Annotated in this window: 15 protein-coding genes and 1 other annotated feature; of the genes, 3 read left to right on the top strand and 12 right to left on the bottom strand. The window is 34.3% G+C overall.

Annotated elements, in window-relative coordinates:
• Positions 1–140: 140 nt before the first annotated feature.
• The 4 genes from recA to BN3326_RS01980 all read right to left on the bottom strand — a co-directional run bounded on the left by recA (position 141) and on the right by BN3326_RS01980 (position 3850).
• On the bottom strand, positions 141–1199 hold the full coding sequence (gene recA / locus BN3326_RS01995) for a recombinase RecA (protein ID WP_171903742.1): 1059 nt from the start codon (positions 1197–1199) through the stop codon (positions 141–143).
• 78 nt (positions 1200–1277) lie between these two features.
• On the bottom strand, positions 1278–2507 hold the full coding sequence (locus tag BN3326_RS01990; RefSeq protein WP_069997439.1) for a competence/damage-inducible protein A: 1230 nt from the start codon (positions 2505–2507) through the stop codon (positions 1278–1280).
• 179 nt (positions 2508–2686) lie between these two features.
• On the bottom strand, positions 2687–3043 hold the full coding sequence (locus BN3326_RS01985; RefSeq protein ID WP_069997438.1) for a YHS domain-containing protein: 357 nt from the start codon (positions 3041–3043) through the stop codon (positions 2687–2689).
• Between the two features lie 156 nt (positions 3044–3199).
• The gene (locus tag BN3326_RS01980) at positions 3200–3850 is read right to left on the bottom strand and encodes a YesL family protein (protein WP_069997437.1); all 651 of its coding nucleotides are present in this window, start codon (positions 3848–3850) and stop codon (positions 3200–3202) included.
• 235 nt (positions 3851–4085) lie between these two features.
• Here BN3326_RS01980 and BN3326_RS01975 point away from each other — a divergent pair, with 235 nt between their 5' ends.
• Together BN3326_RS01975 and argH are read left to right on the top strand one after the other, a co-directional pair.
• Entirely contained in the window at positions 4086–5297 is a 1212-nt protein-coding gene (locus BN3326_RS01975; RefSeq protein ID WP_069997436.1) for an argininosuccinate synthase, read from the top strand.
• 97 nt (positions 5298–5394) lie between these two features.
• Complete coding sequence (gene argH, locus BN3326_RS01970; protein ID WP_069997435.1) at positions 5395–6774, top strand: argininosuccinate lyase; 1380 nt, start codon at positions 5395–5397, stop codon at positions 6772–6774.
• A gap of 150 nt (positions 6775–6924) precedes the next feature.
• Here the strand turns inward: argH and BN3326_RS01965 are convergent, their stop codons facing one another.
• Entirely contained in the window at positions 6925–7458 is a 534-nt protein-coding gene (locus BN3326_RS01965; protein ID WP_069997434.1) for a hypothetical protein, read from the bottom strand.
• Between the two features lie 60 nt (positions 7459–7518).
• Entirely contained in the window at positions 7519–9738 is a 2220-nt protein-coding gene (glgB, locus tag BN3326_RS01960; protein ID WP_069997433.1) for a 1,4-alpha-glucan branching protein GlgB, read from the bottom strand.
• 149 nt (positions 9739–9887) lie between these two features.
• Between glgB and BN3326_RS01955 the strand changes: the two genes are divergently transcribed.
• Positions 9888–11246 carry a hypothetical protein gene (locus tag BN3326_RS01955; protein ID WP_069997432.1) on the top strand — a complete coding sequence of 453 codons (1359 nt, stop codon included), beginning with the start codon at positions 9888–9890 and terminating at the stop codon, positions 11244–11246.
• A gap of 124 nt (positions 11247–11370) precedes the next feature.
• Here BN3326_RS01955 and BN3326_RS01950 read toward each other — a convergent pair whose 3' ends face one another.
• The 6 genes from BN3326_RS01950 to rpsA all read right to left on the bottom strand — a co-directional run bounded on the left by BN3326_RS01950 (position 11371) and on the right by rpsA (position 24340).
• A complete protein-coding gene (locus tag BN3326_RS01950; protein WP_330389573.1) occupies positions 11371–14205 on the bottom strand; it encodes a calcium-translocating P-type ATPase, PMCA-type in 2835 nt (944 codons plus the stop codon).
• Positions 14206–14310: 105 nt separating this feature from the next.
• Positions 14311–18522, bottom strand: a complete 4212-nt coding sequence (locus BN3326_RS01945; RefSeq protein WP_069997430.1) for a 2-hydroxyacyl-CoA dehydratase — start codon at positions 18520–18522, stop codon at positions 14311–14313.
• Between the two features lie 268 nt (positions 18523–18790).
• On the bottom strand, positions 18791–21433 hold the full coding sequence (locus BN3326_RS01940) for a valine--tRNA ligase (protein ID WP_069997429.1): 2643 nt from the start codon (positions 21431–21433) through the stop codon (positions 18791–18793).
• Positions 21434–21460: 27 nt separating this feature from the next.
• Positions 21461–21658: a hypothetical protein gene (locus BN3326_RS01935; RefSeq protein WP_069997428.1), complete on the bottom strand. Its 198-nt coding sequence runs from the start codon at positions 21656–21658 to the stop codon at positions 21461–21463.
• An 83-nt stretch (positions 21659–21741) separates the two neighbouring features.
• Positions 21742–21960: a binding site (T-box leader), on the bottom strand.
• 22 nt (positions 21961–21982) lie between these two features.
• Positions 21983–23116: an AAA family ATPase gene (locus BN3326_RS01930; RefSeq protein ID WP_069997427.1), complete on the bottom strand. Its 1134-nt coding sequence runs from the start codon at positions 23114–23116 to the stop codon at positions 21983–21985.
• A 75-nt stretch (positions 23117–23191) separates the two neighbouring features.
• Positions 23192–24340, bottom strand: a complete 1149-nt coding sequence (gene rpsA / locus BN3326_RS01925) for a 30S ribosomal protein S1 (protein WP_069997426.1) — start codon at positions 24338–24340, stop codon at positions 23192–23194.
• Positions 24341–24348: the final 8 nt, after the last annotated feature.

Below are 24348 nucleotides of genomic sequence, written 5' to 3'. Positions count from 1 at the left end.
AATACTGTCAAGCATTGTGCCATATATAGCTTTTGGTATCTGCGCCCAAAATATACTTTTTCATATAAGTATACCTAAAGCAAGTGTCATTTTATACTTTTTGATGAATAAAAGAAGATAGAGCATAGCCCTATCTTCTTTTATTCATCAATTTCTTCTAATAACGAAAGAGCCTCTCCGAAATCCTCATTACTTTCATTCTCATCCGATGCATTTATACCATAATGCTGTCTTACTTTACTTTCAATCTCACCGAGTAAGTCCAAATGTTCCTTAAGGTAAATCTTTGCATTTTCTCGGCCTTGTCCCAATCTAATATCTCCATAAGAGTACCATGCACCACTTTTATTAACGATATCTATATTAGCAGCTAAATCTAACACATCACCTTCTTTAGAGATGCCTTCACCATACATAATATCGAATTCAGCCTGTTGAAAAGGTGGTGCAACTTTATTTTTAACAACTTTTACGCGGGTACGGCTTCCAATAAATTCATTACTTTGTTTTAGCGTTTCTATTTTACGCACATCTAACCTGATCGAAGCATAAAATTTAAGTGCACGTCCTCCTGTAGTTGTTTCATTACTACCAAAAGTAATCCCTACTTTTTCTCTAAGCTGATTAATGAAAATAACAGTACATTTAGATTTATTAACAACCCCTGTTAATTTTCTAAGTGCTTGTGACATAAGTCTTGCTTGAAGACCCATATGTGAATCTCCCATATCGCCTTCTATTTCTGCTCTGGGCACAAGTGCTGCAACAGAGTCAATAACAACTAAATCAATCGCGCCTGAACGCACCATGGTCTCAGCAATTTCTAAAGCTTGTTCACCATTATCAGGCTGTGAAATATATAACTCATCAATATTTACCCCAAGTTTTTTGGCATAAGCTGGATCTAATGCATGCTCCGCATCGATAAAAGCTGCTATACCTCCTTTTTGTTGAACTTCTGCTATCATATGCAATGTAACTGTAGTCTTCCCAGAAGATTCTGGACCAAACACCTCTATAATTCTTCCCCTGGGAACGCCCCCTACACCTAGTGCAATATCCAGACTTAAAGACCCTGTAGGAAATGTAGATACATTGGTTTCCGTTGCTTCCCCAAGTTTCATAATAGAGCCTTTTCCAAACTGCTTTTGTATTTGAGAAATAGCTGCATCTAATGCTTTTTTCGAATCATTATTCATTATTTTCACCTCTCCAGTAATCGAACACTTGTTCTAATCCTATTATAACTAATTTTATTTGCAATATCAAGTCTAAATTTATTTTAAGTTTCTATATAGTTGAAATAATAAATTTTTTACTGTTTTTTCTCTAATTACCTGCCTTGTGCCATTTAAATTCAGTTCATAAACATAAGTTCTATCCGGAAAAGCAATTCCGATATAAACACGCCCTACTGGTTTTTCAGAGGTGCCTCCATCTGGTCCCGCTATCCCCGTTGCTGATAATCCAATATCAGCTTTTGTTCTTAACCTGATTCCCTCTGCCATTTCCTTGGCTGTCTGCTCACTCACTGCACCATATGTTATTAGGGTTTCTTCTAAAACACCTGCATACTTTTTCTTTGCCTCGTTACTATACGTAATAAAACCTTCTTTAAAATACGCAGAAATCCCGCTGCAATTGACAAGTGTAGATGCAATCATGCCCCCTGTACAAGATTCTACAGTTGCAATAGTATACTGATGCTTTTTCATAAGCTCAAGTATAACATTCTCAAGTGTATCTTGATTATACCCTATTACATATTCTCCTAAACATTCACATACACTATTTTTAATTTTTTCAGTCGTTTCTATAGCTTGTTTCTCATTACTGCCGTACGCTGTGATTCTAACGATAACCTCATAGTCTCCTACATAAGGGGCAACACTGACATATTCAGTCTCACCTAATAAATGTGCTATTCTTTCTGCCATTTCACTTTCACCAATACCAAACAACTTAATATCAATCGTATGATAAGCACAATTTAATTTTTCTTTAAAATAAGGCAATACATAGCCATCAAGCATAGGTTTCATTTCCTTTGGAGGTCCCGGAAGAAGAATAATATGTTTTTTATCCTTTGTCAAAATACAGCCCGGTGCTGTTCCGTTTTTGTTTTCAAGTATATAGGCATCTCTAGGAAAAGCTGCTTGTTTTTTATTACACTCCGGCATATATCTTCCGATTTTATTAAAAAAAGCTTGAATATTTTGGCATATATCTTCTTTAATAACAAGCTCCATCCCTAAATAACCACATATAGCTTCTTTGGTTAAATCATCGTCAGTAGGTCCTAGACCCCCTGTCACAAAAACCATATCCGCATGTTCTAAGCTTTTGCTTAATACCTCTTGTATATCCTGCATTGTATCACAAACAGCGCTATGGTATTTAGGGATTATACCTAACGTCTGTATTTGTTTAGCAATGTAACTTGCATTTGAATTGACTGTATTACCTGTTACAATTTCATTACCAATGGCTATAATTTCTGCTTTCATTATCTGCACCTCCATGTCATATGATTACCTATCTATAAATCCTCTCCCACTGACTATTTTGTCTCTCTTAAAATACTCTATTGATAATCACCTAATTTTATCCAATACCTGTATTATAACATTCTATTTTAAAAAAATATAATACTTTTAAGTACTCATATCATAAAAAAAGAAGGTAATTAAATCTCACCCTCTTCAACACGATGTTCTTTTAGAAATTTTTCTCTGCACTCCCAAGAACAAAAAAAGTGTTCTTTTCCATCTTTCAAAATACGGTAAGCCTCTTTTTTCTCCAATGATGCCCCACATATAGGATCTTGGACAAATTCTTCTGCCACCTTTTCTTTAGCGGTTCCTCCATGTCCCTCTTTTTCTATTACTTTTATTTCTCCATTTATGATACTAATACCTTGTATATTAGGATTATCCTTATGCATTTTCATTATTTTTCTTATTTTTAATATATATCTTACAAGATTAAATAAACTCACGAGTATAATAACTAAAAACATATTAAGTATAAAATCTACAACCATTACTTCACCTCACTTATAGTAGTATATCTACTATAACTTATTCATATGAATTTTTTTTAAATAAAGCTTTAAAATTTTATATTTATTAATGCTATAACTGCTATGTCCTTTTATATAACATTTATTATATCAAAATTCATATTATTATACTGATAATTATTCTTCACTTAAAATCTCTGCGACCGGCGTTTGCTGCTCAATATATTTTGTGAAAATAGGTTGAATAAAATAAGACACAGCCCCAACTATTGCCGCTGGCAAAATTAAAATCAAAAAAGGCAGCTTTAAAAATAAGCCTACGCCTATTACTATTATCACCGTATGAATAAGTGTTGTTAATAAATGTTTGTGCACAAGAATAAAAGCTGTTGTAAAAATATGATAGACTTTCATATTAAATCTTGAAAAAACTGCACATACATAAATAGAGATATGGATCGTTTCAAAAATAAATACAACTGCCAAAGGAAATATAATCTTCATCATCCCCGCCATGTTACCGCTTAATGCAATCTCTAAACCTAACATACCATAAAGCGCAGCACTGACCCACGCAATAATTAAAAGGATAGACACCGGAATAGATTGTTTAAAGTTCTCTTTAAAGCTCTTAAAATAATCTCGTGTTATATAAACAGGTTCTTTTCTTGCCTTTTTACCTAATACATAAAATAATGATGTAGTTGACGCGCCTACTGTTATAACAGGGATACTGCATACCCACCAATAAATAGAAAGCATCATAATATCTGCGAGTTCGGTCATCCACGCCCATATAGGTGCATCTAGATCAAAAAAATTCGACATTTGTCATTCCTCCTTGTCCTTATTTAAACAATATAAGTATACTACACACCAGCCATTTTTTCTATACTGTATTATTTTTACATAAAGAGGTATACAACTTTTAAAAATGAATATATACTATATCTGTATGTAAATCATAAATATTTTTTAGATAAGTATTGAATTATACAGTTAATTATGTATAATTATACGTAAATACTTATATATATTTAAAATTTTAAGGAGGAGCTGTATTATGAAAGAAAAAGTTGTGTTAGCATACTCTGGTGGCTTAGATACTTCTGTTATTATTCCTTGGCTAAAAGAAAATTATGACTTTGAAGTTGTTGCAGTATGTATAAATGTTGGACAAGATGTTGAACTTGTAGGACTGGAAGAAAGAGCGCTTGCTATGGGCGTAAGTAAAGTATATGTTGAAAATGTAAAAGATGAATTTATGCGTGATTATGTTTTTCCAATGATTCAATCAGGTGCTATTTATGAATCTAAATACTATCTTGGCACCTCTATCGCCCGTGCTATTATTGCCAAAACATTAGTTAATGTTGCACTTAAAGAAGGAGCTACCGCTATTTGTCACGGCTGTACAGGAAAAGGCAATGATCAAATTCGTTTCGAACTTGGTATTGCAGCACTTGCACCTCATCTTAAAGTTATTGCGCCATGGCGTATATGGGACATCTCATCCCGCGAAGAGGAAATAGCCTACCTTGAGGAAAGAGGACTTCCTGTTCCAATGAAAAAAGAAGACAGCTATAGCCGCGACCGTAATATGTGGCATATCTCTCACGAAGGTCTAGAGCTTGAAGACCCATGGAATGCACCAAGCTATGATACTTTATTAAAATTAGGTGTTTCTCCAGAAAAAGCTCCAGATGCACCTACTATTATCACCTTAACTTTTGAACAGGGGATTCCGACTCATTTAGACGGAATAGCTATGGAGCCTTCCAGCTTACTTGAAAAATTGAATGAGCTTGGTGGTGCAAACGGTATTGGTATAGAAGATATCGTAGAAAACAGAGTTGTTGGCATGAAATCCCGTGGTGTATATGAAACGCCAGGTGGTACTATACTTTACAAAGCACATGAAGAACTTGAGCACTTAACTTTAGATCGCGAAACTTATCGTTTCAAACAAGGTGTAGCAATTGAATTTGCAGATCTTATTTATAACGGTAAATGGTTTACACCGCTTCGCGAGGCACTTCAAGCTTTTGTTGAAAACACTCAAAAAGTGGTAACAGGCGAAGTAAAACTTAAGCTTTATAAAGGTAATATCATTCCACAAGGGACTCAATCACCTTTCTCTCTTTACAGCGAAGATTTAGCTAGTTTTACAACCGGAGATCTATATGATCATAAAGATGCCGGTGGTTTTATTACACTATACGGACTTCCATTACGTGTAAGAGCACTTATGCAGCAAAACAGAGACCAAAAATAATTTAAACCATTTATAAAATAGACAACAAAAGATATCTCTATAGATATCTTTTGTTGTATTAAAGATGAATAAACACCCACAAACAAGGAGGACACATATGAAATTATGGGGCGGAAGATTTGCTAAAGAAACTGATACTTTAACAGATCATTTTAATTCTTCAATATCATTTGATGCTAGGCTTTACAAACATGATATTCTTGGCAGCATAGCGCATGTTGCGATGCTTGCTAAGCAAAATATTATATCTGTTGATGATGGCAAGCTCATCGAGCAAGGTTTGTTAGACCTCTTGTCAGATATTGAAAAAGGAACAGTCGTTTTTAATGAAAAGATGGAAGATATTCATATGAATATCGAATCATTACTTATTGACAGAATAGGTGATGTTGCTAAGAGAATGCATACCGGAAGAAGCCGTAATGATCAAGTTGCACTTGATGTTAGAATGTATGTGCGTGATGAAATTACTGAACTTAAAACGATGCTTTTAAGTTTAATGGATACTTTAGTAAGTATTGCCGCTCAGCATACAGCTACCATTATGCCCGGTTATACCCATCTGCAGCGTGCACAGCCTATTACTTTCGGGCATCATCTCATGGCTTATTTCGAAATGCTTAAACGAGACTACAAACGTCTAACTTTCACGTATACTATGACAAATGCCCTTCCTCTTGGAAGCGGTGCGCTTGCAACAACTACCTATCCCCTAGATCGAGATTTTGTTGCTGAGTCTTTAGCATTTGACAGTCTTTGCGAAAATAGCCTAGATGGTGTATCTGACAGAGATTTCTGCCTCGATCTTCTCTATACTATCTCTACCTTAATGATGCATCTTAGCCGTTTTAGTGAAGAAATTATTTTGTGGAGCTCTCATGAGTTTCGTTTTATCGAATTAGATGATGCCTATAGTACAGGCAGTTCTATTATGCCACAGAAAAAAAACCCTGATATTGCCGAGCTTGTACGCGGCAAGTCCGGCAGAGTCTACGGCAATCTAATAAGTCTTCTGACCACTATGAAAGGGCTCCCCTTAGCTTATAATAAAGATATGCAAGAAGATAAAGAACGTATTTTTGATAGTATTGATACGCTTAAAATGTGTTTACCTATATTTAATCAAATGATTAAAACTATGCATGTTTGTGATAAAAATATGTATAAGGCAGCTGCAGGTGGTTTTACAAATGCTACGGATGCTGCAGATTATCTTGTAAAAAAAGGTTTAGCTTTTAGAGATGCTCACGAAGTTATTGGAAAGCTTGTTTTACATTGTGTCACAGAAAATATTTCTCTAGAAGAGCTTCCTCTTGAGGTTTATCAGTCCATTCATCCTATATTTGAAGATGATATTTATGAAGCAATCTCTTTAGCAACATGCGTTAATGAACGCCAAGTAAAAGGTGGTCCTAGTATGCAAGCTGTCTGCTCTCATATTGATAAGGCAAGGGTATTTCTGACTCAGCCCGAATAAAATATAATCATGTCATGTATAGTATTGTATTTAAATTAAAGTACCACTTAAGTAAGAAATAAATCTATTACGAGTCAATAAAAAGCAAGCTTCCCGTGTGATAGGAAAGCTTGCTTTTTATTGACTTATAGCCATAGAAAAACTAAAACATCAAAGCATCGTCTGTGGTTTATCAAAGTAGTTTGTAATCTCATCAAGATAAATTTCCATGAGACTTACAAAGCTGCCTATTTTTTTATCATTAAGCGGCACATAAGTCTGCCAGAGTTCATAATGCTTAATGGCATCTTGTTTGGATGTCATCGTATAAAAATGATATATAAAATAGTCTAATACTTCTTTAGAACACTGCTTATCCGCTTGAGTTTCTACTATAGCTGCTGCTTCCTCATAAGCTTCATCCTGCGGATTTGTAATAGATTTAAAAACGTCAACAACATCTTTTTTATCTATAATAACTTTGATACGAGGATATAGGTAATAAAAAGTATTACGATAAATCCTATTAAATTTTATAATAGCATAATCGAAATATATCGTACTATATCCAAGTAACTTAGCCAAACTTCTGCTGTCTCTTACTTTAATAATTTGGTTAAGCTGCCATAACTCATCTATAGATTCATAAATATACATATCATCTAGATTTTCAATAGGATTAAATACTTGTCTGATAAGATACATGAATTATACTTCCTTTTTTATTAGAAGTATTACCTATTTTACATTAAGACAAACAGCAAATCAAACTATTTTAAGTAGTTTTTCTATTTTAAAAACACATATGCCTAAAGGCGGGATCTTTATTTCTATACTGCAAGATTTGCCATGCCACGGTATCCTGTCTGAATCTATTGTGCCGTTTATCATGCCAGTGCCATCGTAACATAAATCATCACTATTTAAGACTTCTGTGTAGGTGGCATGATCTGGAACACCAATACGATAGTTTGTATACGACACAGGGGTAAAATTACTAACTATAATAAGTTTATCTTTAATCTGGAGTCCTTTTCGAATAAAAGAGATAATACTTTGATCTTTATTATCACAATCTATCCATTCAAAATTATCATAGCCATTACCGAGCTCCCATAGACATCTATTGGTTTTATAAAGCTTGTTAAGATCTTTAACATATTGCAAGATACAAGCATGGGGTTTATTCACAATAAGCCCCCAATCTAATTCTTTCCCTTCATTCCACTCCGTCGTTTGAGCGAATTCATTTCCCATAAATAACATCTTTTTGCCAGGATGCATAAACATATAGCCATATGCAGCTCTCAAATTTGCAAACTTCTGCCAGTCGTTGCCTGGCATTTTATAAATCATTGAGCTCTTCCCATGAACCACTTCATCATGAGATAAAACTTGAATGAAGTTTTCACTAAAAGCATACATCAAACTAAATGTAATCTTCTCATGATTATATTTTCTAAAATAAGGATCTATTTTCATATAACTTAAAAAATCATTCATCCATCCCATGTTCCACTTAAACCCAAAGCCTAGTCCACCCTCATCAACTGGATGTGATACTTTTGGCCATGACGTAGATTCTTCTGCAATCATCATAACGCCTGGAAATTGACTATAGGCTTCTTTATTAAGTTTTTTAAAAAACTCCACCGCTTCTAGATTTTCTCTGCCACCATATCGGTTAGGGACATAGTCTCCTTCTCTTCCATAATCTAAATAAAGCATAGAGGCTACTGCATCAACCCTTAAACCATCTATATGATAATTCTCCAGCCAAGAAAGTGCACTGGCAATAAGAAATAAATCAACTTGAGGTTTTCCATAATCAAAGATAAGCGTTCCCCAATGCGGGTGATGTGCTTGTTTTTCATCCACATGTTCATATAAAGCTTCTCCGTCAAACTTTTCAAGGGCGAATGCATCTTTTGGAAAATGCGCAGGTACCCAGTCCAATATTACGCCTATCTGATGCTTATGCATCGTATCTATAAAGTACCTAAAATCATCCGGCGTACCATATCTGCTGGTTGGTGCAAAGTATCCCGTGACTTGATACCCCCAAGAGCCATCGTATGGATGTTCAATAATCCCCATAAGCTCTACATGGGTATACCCCATCTCTTTAATATACTTAGCAAGCTCATCAGCAGCTTCCTTATAGGTATAAAAAGCGCCGTCAGGATGTCTTTTCCATGAACCAATATGCACTTCGTAAATAGATACAGGCTCTTTATAATATGCTTTTTGCCTTCTCTTCTCCAGCCACTTTTTATCTTTCCATTTATACTTATTAAGGTTGTAAACAACTGATGCATTATCTGGTCTGATTTGACCGTATTTTGCATAAGGATCAGCTTTATATAAAAGAATATCGTCTTGCGTTTTAATCTCATATTTATAAACTTCCATCTCCTCAATACCCGGAATAAAAATTTCCCATATACCATATTTCTCGATGAGACGCATAGGATGTCTTCTACCATCCCAATTATTAAAGCCCCCTATTACACTAACCCTTTTAGCATGAGGTGCCCAAACAGCAAAGCTAACACCCCATACACCATTAATCTCCTTAAAGTTTGCGCCTAACTTATTATACATTTGAAAGTTTGTACCCATCTGAAATGTATCAAGCTCATCTTCTAAAAAACTCGTTTCAAATTGATAAGGATCTACATAAGACCATCTATTTCCCTCACTATCCTTACATTGAAGCTTATATAAAAACTTATTTTTTCTTTTTTTTAATTCCCCTTCAAAAATACCCTGTGTACCATTCGGTGTGAGTATATATCTTTTAGCACTGTCTCCCATATGTACGAGCGTCACACTGCACGCTGTGGGGCAAAAAATTCTTACCATAAGGCTTGTCCGATTATTATCATTTTTAGTATACATCCCCAATATACTATGCGGATCTTTACAATCCCCTTTTTCAAGTCTAGATAATTGTTCATTAATTAACGTTATATTAAATTCCATAATTTTTCACCTCTTTATATTATACTAAACTATTTTTAATATTTTTTCAATAACGATATCCATTTTTTTACAACAAATACATACATAGACTTGCTATCTTTAAAAAAATTGTATATCCTTAATATAAAAAGAAAAAGGAGTTTTGACTTGTGAATCAAAATGAAAATCAATTATTTATTAGTTTGTCTTATTCATATATTAAGTATATTGATGAATATTTAGCACTTCTAAATAATACTTTATATACCTCAATCAACTATCTGGATGAAGAAACATCAGATATTATCAATCGTTTAAAAAATATTTTTTTAGAACTTCCCGAAATATTTGCTGAGAATGCTACTTCAAAAGAGACTTATGCCTCTCAAATTCTTGAAATCAGAAAAGTTCTAGAGAGAAAATACCGTGTATTAAACGCCTATCAAAGAGAATTACACCACTTAACGACTCATTTAAATTTCACTCAAAATATATCTGATCTATCAGGTGAGTTCCCAAAGTTAATAGAAGAACAAATAGCATCCATAGATTTCAATCAGTTAAGCTCTGATTGTGTAAGTTTTATATTTGATGCAACTGATATGCATACTAAACAAGAAAGAGCTTCTTTGCTTTTGCCTTATATACCGATTAGAATGACAAAAGAAAATTATTTAAGTTATGTGAAAAAAAGCATTGAATTTATTGCTATAGAGGATAACTATGAAAATGCAGTATTACTCACCTCTGTACTCGAACAGCTTTTCGACGGACATCTATGCCCTTCTTTTGGTGAAGATTTCAATGATATTGCGGTTACCCTTTCAGAATTAAATGAGGAAGTGCATACAGAGGACTTCTATGAAAATGCTGATCTTCTTGGAGAAACTATAGTCACCTCACTTCAGATGTTGAATACACTTTATAAGCTAACAGGTGCGCTTGCGAGTCTTCTTCTACTAGAAGATCTGGATTTCAAAACACTTACAACACTGCATATTAGTTTTTATGATCTTTACTATACCTTAAAAGATATTTTAATTTCAGATGAAAATAAAGAATTATTTTTATCCACCCTGCCTGATCAAGTCCGTGAAATAAAAGACAGTCTGAAAATAAAATATCAAAAAGTATCTGAGAATGAAACATTAGATCCTTTGTTTACACTCATGCATACTTATTTATCCGTTGATGCGAGTCATATTTTTGGCTTTGCCATTCAAAAAAATCCACAGCCTGCACCTGATATCATTGCAGTTTTTGATAATTTCTCAGCAAAACTTAAACTGCACCTTTTACAGTTACCAGCTGCCCAACGTAAACTTAGAATGCAATACTTTATAAGTACCATTCCATTTATAATGTCTTCTAAAAGTTTTAGTATCTATATGCAGCAGGCTTTTAGCCCTACTTCCAATAGGCATCAAAGCTTTACCGCAGCCATGTATCTGAGTCATGTTCTAGAAGAAAATGAGTATGAACCTCAATCTAATCATCATAACTGTAATTGTCAAGATCATAAGCACTAAATACCTAACAGTATAAGAATACCCTATAAAATGTACTTCATGCGTACTTTTTATAGGGTATTTATGTATTTACACCTTATTCTCTACGTTGCAAATCTTAATTGCCTACTTCTCCTCATTCTTACTAGCCTTTATTAGACTGCACATAAATGCTTCTTGCATGCTTTACTGCCGTCTTTGCTGACCGCTTTGCTGCTCTTAAAAAATATTTAATCATTTCATTACCAATAACAACCAAAGATGCACACGCTATAATTTTAATCCACATCTGTGCTGAAAGAGGTGTAGTGTTAAAGAACGCCCCACTGTATTGCGTAATAATAATTTGTAGGCTGGCTGTAAAAACAATGATTCTTAGTGCTAGTTTATTTTTAAAGAAATTAGGGAAAATACTTCCCGTTCCAAACTCTCGGCAGTTGAGTGCATTAAATAAGATGCTAAATGCAAACAAACTAAAAAGGACTGTTTGCTTCTCAGCTGTCTGCCCAGAAACACCTAAAAAATTCCACTGAATCTGCATAAAAAGTAATATTGTTATAAAGAGACTATTAATAAGAATCGTTCTAATCATAAATGAATTGATGATATTGGCATCTCTCCTGATAGGTTTTCTTTTCATAACACTTGCTCTAATAGGTTCTAGCCCAAGTGCTAAGGCCGGAGGTCCATCCATAATAATGTTAATCCATAATAAATGAATAGTAGTAAATGGCATTTCATACCCCATAAGCTGACTTATAATGGCAATCAAAAATGCTATAATATTAACGCTCAACTGAAATTGAATAAACCTTTGAAAATTATTATAAATCCCGCGCCCCCATTTGATAGCTTCTACAATTGTATTAAAACTGTCGTCTGTTAAAATAATATCTGCTGCATTTTTACTTACTTCTGTTCCTGCAATCCCCATAGCAATGCCTACGTCTGCTTTTGCAAGAGCTGGTGCGTCGTTAATTCCATCTCCTGTTACAGCAACAACTTCACCCGATTTTTGTAGAGCTTGTACAATGCGCATTTTAGTATCCGGTTTAGACCTTGCAACAATCGCAATATGTTTTACTTCTTTAATGAGTTCTTCTTCACTCAGCGTATCGATATAAGTAGCCTCCACAGCTCTTAACCCCGGCCCAACCAGCCCTATTTCTTTACCAATCGCCTTAGCTGTTTGAATGTTATCTCCTGTTAGCATTTTAGTTTCTATGCCACCCTCTTTAGCTATAGCAATCGCTTCTTTTACCCCTTCTCTTAACGGGTCATTAATCCCTACAAATCCATCGAAAATAAGTTGCCTCTCAAGATCACCTTCCTGCAGTATATTTTTTTCTTGAGGGACTTGCTGATGGGCAAAAGCAAGAACACGTCGCGCCTCAGATTGGAGCAGCTCAATGTGATATAGAATTTCCTTTACTCTGCTTTTAGTTAATGGCTTCACTTGGCCATTCATGTTTTCAAAACTACATTGTTTTAGTATAACTTCTGGTGCTCCCTTTGATAGAATTTGGTAAGCTCCTTGTTTAAGTATAACAGTAAGCATATATTTGTTTTGAGAGGAAAAGGGTATTTGTTTAACAATATTGGTCTGACGTCTCCGTTCTCTATAATTATAATCTTCACACAAAGCTAATAAGGCGCATTCTGTCGCACTTCCTATATACTTTTCTTCTCCTCTATACTTTTCAATATCTGCCGTGCCGTTAAGCATACAATTGTCTAAGAAATACTGATAGCCGTCAATAGCCTTACTCGCATGATAGTTTCCCTCAATATAGATTTCTGATACTTTCATCCTATTTTGTGTAAGCGTCCCCGTTTTATCACTACATATAACGCTTACAGCACCAATCGTTTCACAAGCTTCTTTTTTTCTGACTAATACATTTATTTTTGCCATTTGCTTCATGGTAATGGCAAGTGTAATATTAATCATAGTCGGAAGCCCCTCCGGAACCGCTGCAACAATTAGTGCAACACATACAATAAATGCCGTTTTTATTTCCGGGAAGCTTATTATTACTGGGCGTAGTCCATCAAGAAAGGCTTTAAAACTTGTAAAAACTAATTTAATAGAACTTGCCTGTATAATTTGTATGAGCATGTATATAAAAAGCATGCTTGCAATACCAGTCGATACCTTAGAAATAGTTTTTCCAAGCCCATCCATTTTAATCTCAAGCGGTGTATCTTCTTCTTTATCCCCCAGTGCCTTAGCAATACATCCCATTTCTGTATGATCTCCAGTGGTTGTAATCACCATTTTCGCACTTCCAAGCGCTATAAGCGTGCCGCCAAACAACATATTGTACTGCTTAGCTGGGACAGGATCCTGAACCACTGTCTCTTTTCCAATTGTTAAAACTTCTGCTTGCACAACACCTGGTTTCTTACTTACATCATCTGATTCTCCCGTAAGCATATCTTCTCTTACTTTAAGATCTATTGACTCTATAATTCTGCCATCTGCCGGCACCCTGTCTCCACTTTCAAGATATACAATATCACCTGGAACAATCTCACTTTTGTGGATTAAAACTTTATGTTCATTGCGTAGTACTTTTACTGAAATGTCTTCTGTCATTTTACTGAGTGCTTCGGCCGCCTTTTTAGATCTATTCTCAGTTAGCAGACCTATTCCACTCCCTATTAATACTGCTAAGCATATACCAATGCCATCCTCATATTCTCTAATCAAAAAACTAATACCTGCTGCAATGAGTAAGATTACAATAAGCTGTCCTGTAAGAATCTCTCTTATTTCCTGCAGCATACTTTTTTCTTTGAGTTTACTAAATGCATTGCTTCCATATTGTTCTAATCTATTACAAGCTTCTTTATTAGACAGACCTTTGAGCTTGTCTACATTCAGCTCATCCAAAAGCTTGTCCATATCTTTGTTATAGTATTGGTGCCTCATACGCTTCTCCCCGCTTTCTTTATCATAATGTATGTCTATTACCATATATATACATTTTGTTTAAAAAATATGACAATTTAAATCCCATAAAAAATATCTTTAAACAGTATATAGTGCAATATACGGCTTAAAGATATTTTAGAATCTACTTTATATGTTTTTAAAAGCAGTCGCAAGCATCAGCTTAATACGGTTAAGCTGATTAACTTGAGAAGCACCAGGGTCATAGTCAACTGTAACAATATTGGATTTCGGATAAATATTTTTAAGTTCTTTAACCATACCTCTTCCTGTAACATGGTTAGGTAAACATCCAAAAGGCTGCATACATATAACATTATTAATGCCTTCTTCTAATAAACCGATAATCTCCCCTGTCAGAAACCACCCTTCTCCCATTTGATGTCCTAGAGACATCACCTTATGCGCCATTTGAGCCAGATAATCTATAGTATGGGGTGGTGTAAAACGCTTACTTCCCGCCAGTATCTTTTTAATATACCTTCTTTTATTTTCTAAATAGGCAATAGCTATATTTCCTCCCAAAAGGCTTGTAAACGACTTGTCTAAAAACTGATACTTAAATTTCTGATTGTAAGCACAATATAGAAAAAAGTCGATAAGATCCGGCATTACAGCTTCTCCCCCTTCACTTTCTATAAGTTCTACCGCTTTATTATTAGCATCTGGATGAAACTTAACCAAGATTTCTCCTACCAATCCTACTCGAGGTTTTCTGACATCTATTGTTTCTAGCTGATCAAATTCTCTAACAATTTGTTGTATATTTCTTTTGAAAACTTTCTTACTCCCATTACTCACATTCTGCTTGCATAATTTTACCCATTTATTATAAAGACTGTTTGCTGACCCTTTATCCTTTTCATAGGGTCTTACACGGTATAAAACGCGCATGAGCAAATCACCATATAACAATGCCAAAATCGCTTTATGCATGAGCGCTGTCGTAAGAACCATTCCTGGATGCTCCTCGATACCTCCTGCATTCAAAGAAATTACAGGTATTTTTGAAAAACCACAGTCTTGTAATGCTTTTCTTAAAAAACCTATGTAATTTGATGCTCTACAGCCTCCTCCTGTTTGAGTAATAATAAGTGAAGTATTCTCTCTGTCATATTCTCCACTCTTAAGCGCTCTAATAAGCTGCCCCACAACCATAACAGCCGGATAACACGCATCATTATTAACATACTTTAACCCTTCTTCAATATCTAAGTAATCCGCTTCTTTTAAAACTTTCACCTGATACCCTGAAGTATTAAATGCCTCTTCAACAAACTGAAAGTGTATAGGCGACAACTGTGGTGCTAAGATAGTATGCTTTTTACGCATTTTTTTTGTAAAAATAACTTTTGGCGCTTCATTTAAGTCAGGGCACTGTATATGAGATTTTTTTCGTTCTATCATTGCAGCTTTAAGGGATCGAATTCTTATTTTAATTGCGCCCACATTATTACCCTCATCGATCTTAATAAGCGTATAAATTTTGCCTGCCTTTTCTAGTATTTCCTGTACCTGCTCTGAGGTAACCGCATCTAAGCCACATCCAAAAGAGGTTAATTGTATAAGTTCCAGATTTGCTTGTTCCGCTACAAAACTGGCAGCACGATATAATCTGTTATGATAACTCCACTGATCAACTACCCTAAGAGGTCTCTCTATCTGCCCCAAGTGCGCTATAGCATCCTCTGTAAACACCGCTAATCCTTCTGAGGTAATAATACGTGTGAGTTCATGATTAATTTCCGGATCTATATGATAGGGTCTGCCACTTACAACAATACCTTGAATCTGCTTTTCATGGATGTATGCTAAGGTCTCTTCTCCTTTTTTCTGGATATCCTTTTTAAAGGCATCTATCGCCTCATAACCTTTTTCTACTGCATATTTTATCTCTCTTCTGGAAATTCCAAACCCCTTAAGTGTTTCATAAAGTTGTTTAACCATAGATGATTTAGAGTCAAAATTTAAAAAAGGAGATTTAAAATCTATATTTTTCATTCTCAATATATCAACGTTATTTTTAATCACTTCCGGATAAGATGTAACAATTGGACAATTATAATGATTATCACATGCTTTATCTTCTTTAATTTCATAGGGAATTGAAGGATAAAATATAAATTGAACATCCTTTTCAACCAAATCAACAATATGCCCATGAGTTATTTTAGCAGGATAACATGCTGACTCAGACGGGATAGTGGCAATGCCTTTCTCGTATAAATCTTTTGTGGACCGTGAAGAAAGTTGTATATTAAATAATAATGTTGTAAAAAACGCATGCCAAAATGGGTAATTTTCATAAACATTTAACACTCTCGGTATGCCTACTACCCCTCTTTTTGCTTGGTCTGGTTTTAAAGGTTTTCTGTTAAAGATCTTTTCATATTTATACTCATATAAATTTGGAACTGTCTGTGTGCTTATGATGTCTTGATTCATTTTTTCACACTTGTTCCCATATATAAAACGTCTGCCATCACTTAACTCATTTATCGTTAATAAACACTTATTTTCACATCCTTTGCAGCGTGAGGGCTTTTTAATGACTTTAAGGGCATCGATTTGATCTCCGTTCAACAGAGTACTTGGTCCTATTGTATATCTTTTCTTTGCTAAAAGTGCTGCGCCATAAGCTCCCATAAGTCCCGCTATATCCGGTCTTACAACCTCTTTTTCTAATATCATTTCAAATGCCCTTAAAATGGCTTCATTATAAAAAGTCCCACCCTGCACAACAATTTTATCACCTATTTCATTGACATTCCTCAACTTAATAACCTTATACAAAGCATTTTTGATGACCGAGTAAGACAGCCCCGCTGAAATATCACCTATTGTAGCTCCTTCTTTTTGAGCCTCTTTGACCTTAGAATTCATAAATACAGTACATCTGCTTCCTAAATCAACCGGATTACGTGCACTAAGGGCTTCAAATCCAAAGGCTTCTATATTCATGCCTAAAGAATTACTAAACATTTCAATAAATGAACCGCATCCTGAAGAACATGCCTCATTGAGAATAACTGATTGAATGATGCCATCTTTTATCTTAATACATTTCATATCTTGCCCACCTATATCTAAGATAAAATTTACACCCTTAACAAAGTTTTCAGCAGCTGTATAATGTGCAATAGTCTCAACTTCTCCAAAATCTACTTGAAATGTATTTTTAATTAAAGCCTCTCCATAACCTGTTACACAAGAATAGGCTATGGAGGCTTTATTTGAGATCTCATGATATAGCTTTGTCAGCTGTCTAAAAACAAGTTTTAAAGGATCGCCTTGATTACTCCCGTAATAAGAGTAAAGTAAATTACCCATCTCATCTATAAGTGCTATTTTGGTTGTAGTAGACCCAGCGTCTATTCCTAAGAAAATCTTTCCCTTATAGTTGGCTAAACTTTGTCTTTTTACTTTATGCTGCTGATGTCTTTGTTGAAACTTCTTAATATCTTCGTCCTTATCAAATAAAGGTTGAAGCGTATTTTTTACAGATAATGTATCTTTAACGTCTTCGAGTTTCTGAATAAGCATCTTGAAAGAAATCTTAGTGCTTTGTTTAGCTAATAAGGCGGCCCCTAATGCTACAAATAATTCTGGGTTTTCAGGTACAATCACTTCGTCCTCTGTAAGTTTCAAAGTCTTAATAAATCTTTTTCTAAGTTCAGATAAGAAACAAAGAGGCCCTCCTAAAAAAGCAACTTTTCCTTCAATCACTTTGCCACAAGCTAAAACGCTAATGGTTTGATTAACTACAGCCTGAAAAATAGAAACCGCAATATCTTCTTTTGCAACGCCTTCATTAATTAAAGGCTGTATATCTGTTTTCGCAAACACACCACATCTAGCTGCAATAGGATAAATAACTTTATGATTTTTTGCAAGTTCATTAAGCCCTATAGCATCAGTCTGTAATAATGTAGCCATTTGATCTATAAAGGCTCCGGTTCCTCCTGCACAGGTACCATTCATTCTTTGTTCTAATGTACCTTTTAAGAAAGTAATTTTAGCATCTTCTCCACCAAGTTCTATCGCCACATCTACACTATTTGTATAAGCTTCAACAGCTTCCGTACAACATATAACTTCTTGTATGAATTTTATACCCATAATATTGGCTATTTCAATGCCTCCGGAACCAGTAATAATAGGTTTTATCTCATATTCTCCAAGGCTTATGTAGCTTTCTTTTAAAAATTTTATAAATGTATTTCTGACATCTGAATAATGTCTTTCATACTTAGAATATATAGTTTTTCCACTTTCATTCAAAAAGACTACTTTGATAGTTGTTGATCCAACATCCACTCCTACATATAAAATATTATTCATACGACACTCCCCATTGCGTAAAGTATTAAAGATGTTTTTTGATCTATTTATACCTAAAGAAAATTAAATAAAACTTTTACGTTGTTTTTAAAATTGTTTTTCTATATTATTTATAAACGATATTGAATATATAGATTTATCTATTAATAATTATATGCTTTTAATATAAAAAATGCAAAATTAAAATACATCATACACTTAATTTGTGTAATCCATATATACCAAAAAGATAGATAAGCTTATGCACTTATCTATCTTTCTATGCTTGTTATTGATTAAGACTATTAATACGCTCTATTACAACATTTAGCATCGCCTCATACTTTGTTCGTTTTGCTTTTTCTTCCTCTATAAGTTTTGCAGGTGCCTTTGCAACAAAGCCCTCATTAGAGAGTTTTTTATTCACACGGTCTACTTCAGCTTCTAACTTCTCTCTTTCCTTTGTGAGTCTTTCTAACTCTTTCTGTAAATCTACAAGATCCGCAAAAGGAATATATAAAGTTGCATCTGGGATAATAGTAGATACTGCATCTGATGCTATTTGGGCTGTATTATTTTGAATAACCACTTCAGATGCGGATGCAAGTACACTAAAGAACACTTTCCCTCTTTCAAAAACATCTAGTATTTTTGCTTCTTCTGATACAACAATCACTTTCGCTTTTCTTGATGGAGGTACATTCATTTCACTTCTTAAGTTACGAATGTTACGGACAGCACCTTTAATGAGCTCAATTTCTTGTTCATCTGAAGAGAAATGCCATGCTTCATTAAACACCGGCCAAGAAGAAATCATAATACTTTCTTCTTTTTCTTGAAGACTCATAAATATCTCTTCTGTAATAAACGGAATATAAGGATGAAGCATTTTTAAAACATTAATCATAACTGTTTTAAGTGTCCATAATGCAGCTGGCCTTGATAGATCTTCTTTATTATAAAGACGTGGTTTCACCATCTCGATATACCAATCACAAAATTCTTCCCACGCAAAATCATATAACTTTTGAACAGCTATACCTAACTCATATTTATCCATATTATCAGTAATCTCTTTAGCCAAGGCATTAACTTTTGAAAGAATCCATCTATCCGCTGATGTAAGATCTTTCATCTGAATTTCTAAGTTTATATCTTCTTCTTCAAAATTCATAAGAATGAAACGTGTCGCATTCCATAGTTTATTGCCAAAATTACGATTAACTTCAACCCTTTCATAGTAAAAACGCATATCATTACCCGGAGCATTGCCGGTAACTAGCGTAAGTCTAAGGGCATCTGCCCCATATTTTTCAATAACTTCAAGGGGATCTATTCCATTTCCTAATGACTTACTCATTTTACGTCCCTCTGAATCTCTTACAAGCCCATGAATAAATACATCCTTAAAAGGTACTTCACCCATTTGCTCAAGCCCTGAGAATACCATACGTACTACCCAGAAAAAGATAATGTCATATCCTGTAACAAGCACACTTGTTGGATAGAAATAATCTAGTTCTTTAGTATTTTCTGGCCAACCGAGTGTTGAAAAAGGCCATAGTGCTGAACTAAACCATGTGTCTAATGTATCTTCATCTTGAGTAAGTTCACTGCTGCTACACTTGCTGCATTTAGACGGCTTTTCTCTTGAGATAATAATTTCACCACAATCTGCGCAGTAGTAAGCAGGTATTCTGTGTCCCCACCAAAGCTGACGTGAAATACACCAGTCTCTTATATTTTCTAACCAATGAAGGTAAGTTTTGCCAAACCTTTCAGGTACAAAACGTAGGTCTCCTTCGTGAAGTGCACGAATTGCAGGCTTTGCCATTTCTTCCATTTTAACAAACCATTGCGCTTTTATCATAGGCTCTATAATACATTTACAGCGATCATGTGTTCCTACATTATGATTGTGAGGTTCCACTTTAACAAGAAAGCCTTGTGCTTCAAGATCTGCTACAATTACCTTCCTTGCTTCATAACGATCAAGCCCTTCATATTTACCTGCAAGTTCATTCATTTTACCATCATCACTTAATATACATATTTGTGGCAATTGATGACGCATACCTACTTCAAAATCATTAGGGTCATGGGCTGGTGTAATTTTAACAACCCCTGTTCCAAATGTCATATCTACATAATCATCTGCAATAATAGGAATTTCTTTGTTCATAAGAGGCAGCATAACCATCTTACCTACTAAATGTGCATATCTTTCATCTTTTGGATTAACAGCTACCGCAGTATCACCAAGCAGTGTTTCTGGTCTTGTCGTTGCAAGATTAATGAATTCACTTGAACCTGCAATAGGATATCTTAAATGATAAAAATTCCCTTCTTTTTCAGTATGCTCTACTTCTGCATCAGAAATAGACGTGCCACATACAGGACACCAATTAATGATTCTAGCCCCTCTGTAAATATAGCCTTTTTCATGTAACTTAATAAACACTTCCTGTACTGCGTGTGAAAGTCCCTCATCCATTGTAAAACGTTCTCTTTCCCAATCACATGAGGTTCCTAACTTTTTAAGCTGCTCGATAATACGTCCGCCATACTGCTCTTTCCACTCCCAAGCCTTAACTAAAAACCCTTCTCTTCCTAAGTCTTCTTTTGAAATGCCTTCTTTTGCAAGTTGCTCTACAATCTTTACTTCTGTTGCAATGCTTGCATGATCAGTACCAGGCATCCAAAGTGCATTAAAACCCTGCATACGCTTATATCTTATTAGAATATCTTGTAAAGTATTATCAAGTGCATGCCCCATATGAAGCTGACCTGTAATATTAGGCGGTGGGATAACTATGGTAAAAGGTTCTTTCTCAGAATCTACTTCTGCATGAAAATATCCTTTATCCATCCACTTTTTATAAAGCCTGTCTTCTACATGATTAGGATCGTATACTTTTTCTAAATTTTTCACTTTTATTCCTCCTTGATGGTTTACGTATTAAATCATTAAAAATAAAAAGCCTATTGCAGTTACTACAAATCCTGCCATCTTAACAGCGATCACAGCACCGCTTAAGAGCATCTGCATGTCTTCTTTATCATCTTTATCTAGTCTTGTTTTTCCCATTACTATGCGTTTTGCAAAAAAGGTAATGATTACCCCAATACAAAACAGTACAAACCCTACTATTTGCATGGTTTCACCTATCCTTTATATTTCCTATTAAGCACCATTTGACACTTTTTTATTACAAATAAAAAAAGTTCTTTCATCCTCAACTTAAGGACGAAAAAACTCGTGGTACCACCTTAATTCTTTACAATCATGTAAAGCACTCAAAATGCTGTAACGGGCACCCCCGCTATTTTCTACTATAAATTCAAAAACAGTGCTCAAAAGCTACTTTCTAGTACCCTTTACGTAAGAAGACTTTCAGCTTATCAATCTTCTCTCTCTAACCGCAGTTATACTATACTCCTCTTTATCATCGCATATTTTATTATTCAATTTATTTATATTTTATGCATCTTTACTGGTTTTGTCAAGATATCTATTCATTCTACTATTATACTCATTTATTTTATCTTGTATCATTTCTTGACTATTTTTTTCTTCTTGCAGCGCAAAAACTTCTTTCCATAAATTCTCTTCATAAGTATTTAAAGCCTGCAGCTGTTCCTCTGTTTTTTGCTTATCCGCTTTTAAAGTCTTAAGCGCATTAACTTTCTTAGGTGCTATAGCCCAATCTGCTAAATTTTCAATGTAGTCAATCTGAATATTTTTATTTCTAATAACTTCTATCATTTTCTCTTCAATTTCTGAAATTATTTGATTAAGCTGTAAGTATTTTTTTTCATTATCTTTATTTTTAATATACCTATTGTAGTACATTTCAAGTTTAGCAACGCTATCTACCCCAAGTTTCTCATACTGAAAGGTTAAATACCTTATTTGATGAAAATAACTGATTTTAGCCTTATTTAAATACTTTGCAGCTTTTTGCTGTAAAATAACATTATCCCGAAGTGCTCTATCGATTCTATCCTTTGAATATAAAATACCTACTAAAAAAACAATCATTAAAACACCAAATAGTCCTAAAAAAAGCCACACTTCATCTCTTAACATCTGCATAAGTGCTGATGTTATGATAACACATAGGGCTATTATAATAACAAACGTTATACTAAATACTTTAAGAAAACGATAGCCTTTTATAAGCACCTCACGTTCTTCTAATAATGCTTCTTTTTCTTCTTGCAAATAAAAAATATTTCTCTCTGTCTCTTTTTGTTTCTTCTCTGATTCATACATTTCTTTAATAAGTGTAGGTAATTCCTCTTCATACTGTGAAATTAGAAAAAGCGCTTTGTTATTTTTAATCAGTCTTCCTCTAAGATTTTGTTTTTTATCCTCAATATCTCTGGCTTTATTGGCTAATACATTTAATTTTTCAATATCCTCTTTATCTAACGCCTGAAACTTTTTAATTTCTTCTTCTCTATTTTCAAGATCAATAAGATAATCACTGACACGCTTTTTTTTCATAAAAACTTCATTAAGTTCTTCAAATAGTTCTTCAATAGCAGCTGTGCCAAGTGGCAGACTATGCTTTTTTTTATTTTTTTTAAACATAGTTTTAAATATGCCCATACATATCTCCCTTAACTTTTCTTTTGTTACTTTATGCGTATATCCCTTAACAAAAAAGAACCCAAAAGGGTTCTCTTAAAAAACATTACCTAAAACATCTCCCAATTTAGCGCCTTCTTCTTCTTGATTCATATACTTAAGCATATCAGGGTCTATTTTTTCTTGTACTTCTTTTAAACTTAAAGAGATTTTCTTAGCATCCTTATCAATATTTAGGATCTTAGCTTTAACCTGTTGACCAATTTCTAGAACTTCTTCTGGTTTTTGAATTCTCTTTTCGGAAATCTGAGAAATATGAATGAGTCCTTCAATCCCTCCATTGATACTTGCAAAAGCTCCAAAATGTGTAAAGCGTGTTACTGTCACAGGAACAATTTGATCTTTTTCTAAATTAACTGTTTCAAGATACCATGGATCCATAGTAATATCTTTTAAACGCAAAGATACCTTTCCTGTCTCTTTATCTAATGCTAATAATGTTACTTCCACTTTTTGTCCTTCTTTTACAACATCAGAAGGATGTTTAATTTTAACCCATGAAAGATCATTATTATGAATAAGTCCATCAACGCCGCCTAAATCAACAAAGACACCGTATGGCATAAGCTTTGTGATAACCCCTGTATATTTTTCACCTTCTACAAGTTCTTCAAGTCTTTGTTTTTTAGCTGCTTGTGCACGTTCTGCAGCTATTTTCTTACCTGATAAAACAATTTTTTTAGTTTTAGGCACGAACTCTATAATTTCTACTTCAACTTCTTGTCCTACATACTTTGATAAATCTTCTACATATGTATTTGAAAGCTGAGAGCCAGGAATAAATGCACGTAACCCTTTAACAGGCGCTACAACACCACCTTTTACAACATCTTTAATACGTACTGTAAACTTTTCTTTTTTATCAAAGAGTTCTTGAATGTCTTCTAATGCTGTTTGGGCTTCTGCTCTGCGTTTAGAAACAAGAACATTTCCTTCGCCATCATCTATTTTTAGAACAGTGACTTCAAATTCATCTCCCATTTTAATACTATCCCTATCTACTTCATCATAAGAAAATTCATTCCAAGTAATAAGACCGTCCGTATGATACCCGATATTTACAACTACCCCTTGTTCTTGAATTAAAACAACTTTTGCTTTTAAAATGTCTCCTCTATATATACGAGTCATTGATTTATCAATTTCTGCCATTAAGTCTGCCATGGTGATGTTATTTTCATCCATTCTACTGC

It is taken from the genome of Cellulosilyticum sp. I15G10I2 (assembly GCF_900095725.1).
Lineage (GTDB): Bacteria > Bacillota > Clostridia > Lachnospirales > Cellulosilyticaceae > FMMP01.
Note: the sequence above shows the minus strand (reverse complement) of the source record. Positions and strands in the feature narration are given on the sequence as shown.

What these genes read in the sequence shown, in the direction of transcription:
- glgB (WP_069997433.1), bottom strand. Translation starts at nt 9,738, where the DNA reads ATGGAATTTAATATAACGTTAATTAATGAACAATTATCTAGACTTGAA.
- BN3326_RS01950 (WP_330389573.1), bottom strand. Translation starts at nt 14,205, where the DNA reads ATGGTAATAGACATACATTATGATAAAGAAAGCGGGGAGAAGCGTATG.
- BN3326_RS01930 (WP_069997427.1), bottom strand. Translation starts at nt 23,116, where the DNA reads ATGGGCATATTTAAAACTATGTTTAAAAAAAATAAAAAAAAGCATAGT.
- BN3326_RS01980 (WP_069997437.1), bottom strand. Translation starts at nt 3,850, where the DNA reads ATGTCGAATTTTTTTGATCTAGATGCACCTATATGGGCGTGGATGACC.
- BN3326_RS01965 (WP_069997434.1), bottom strand. Translation starts at nt 7,458, where the DNA reads ATGTATCTTATCAGACAAGTATTTAATCCTATTGAAAATCTAGATGAT.
- rpsA (WP_069997426.1), bottom strand. Translation starts at nt 24,340, where the DNA reads ATGGATGAAAATAACATCACCATGGCAGACTTAATGGCAGAAATTGAT.
- BN3326_RS01985 (WP_069997438.1), bottom strand. Translation starts at nt 3,043, where the DNA reads ATGGTTGTAGATTTTATACTTAATATGTTTTTAGTTATTATACTCGTG.
- BN3326_RS01945 (WP_069997430.1), bottom strand. Translation starts at nt 18,522, where the DNA reads ATGAATAATATTTTATATGTAGGAGTGGATGTTGGATCAACAACTATC.
- BN3326_RS01935 (WP_069997428.1), bottom strand. Translation starts at nt 21,658, where the DNA reads ATGCAAATAGTAGGGTTTGTACTGTTTTGTATTGGGGTAATCATTACC.
- BN3326_RS01975 (WP_069997436.1), top strand. Translation starts at nt 4,086, where the DNA reads ATGAAAGAAAAAGTTGTGTTAGCATACTCTGGTGGCTTAGATACTTCT.
- BN3326_RS01990 (WP_069997439.1), bottom strand. Translation starts at nt 2,507, where the DNA reads ATGAAAGCAGAAATTATAGCCATTGGTAATGAAATTGTAACAGGTAAT.
- recA (WP_171903742.1), bottom strand. Translation starts at nt 1,199, where the DNA reads ATGAATAATGATTCGAAAAAAGCATTAGATGCAGCTATTTCTCAAATA.
- argH (WP_069997435.1), top strand. Translation starts at nt 5,395, where the DNA reads ATGAAATTATGGGGCGGAAGATTTGCTAAAGAAACTGATACTTTAACA.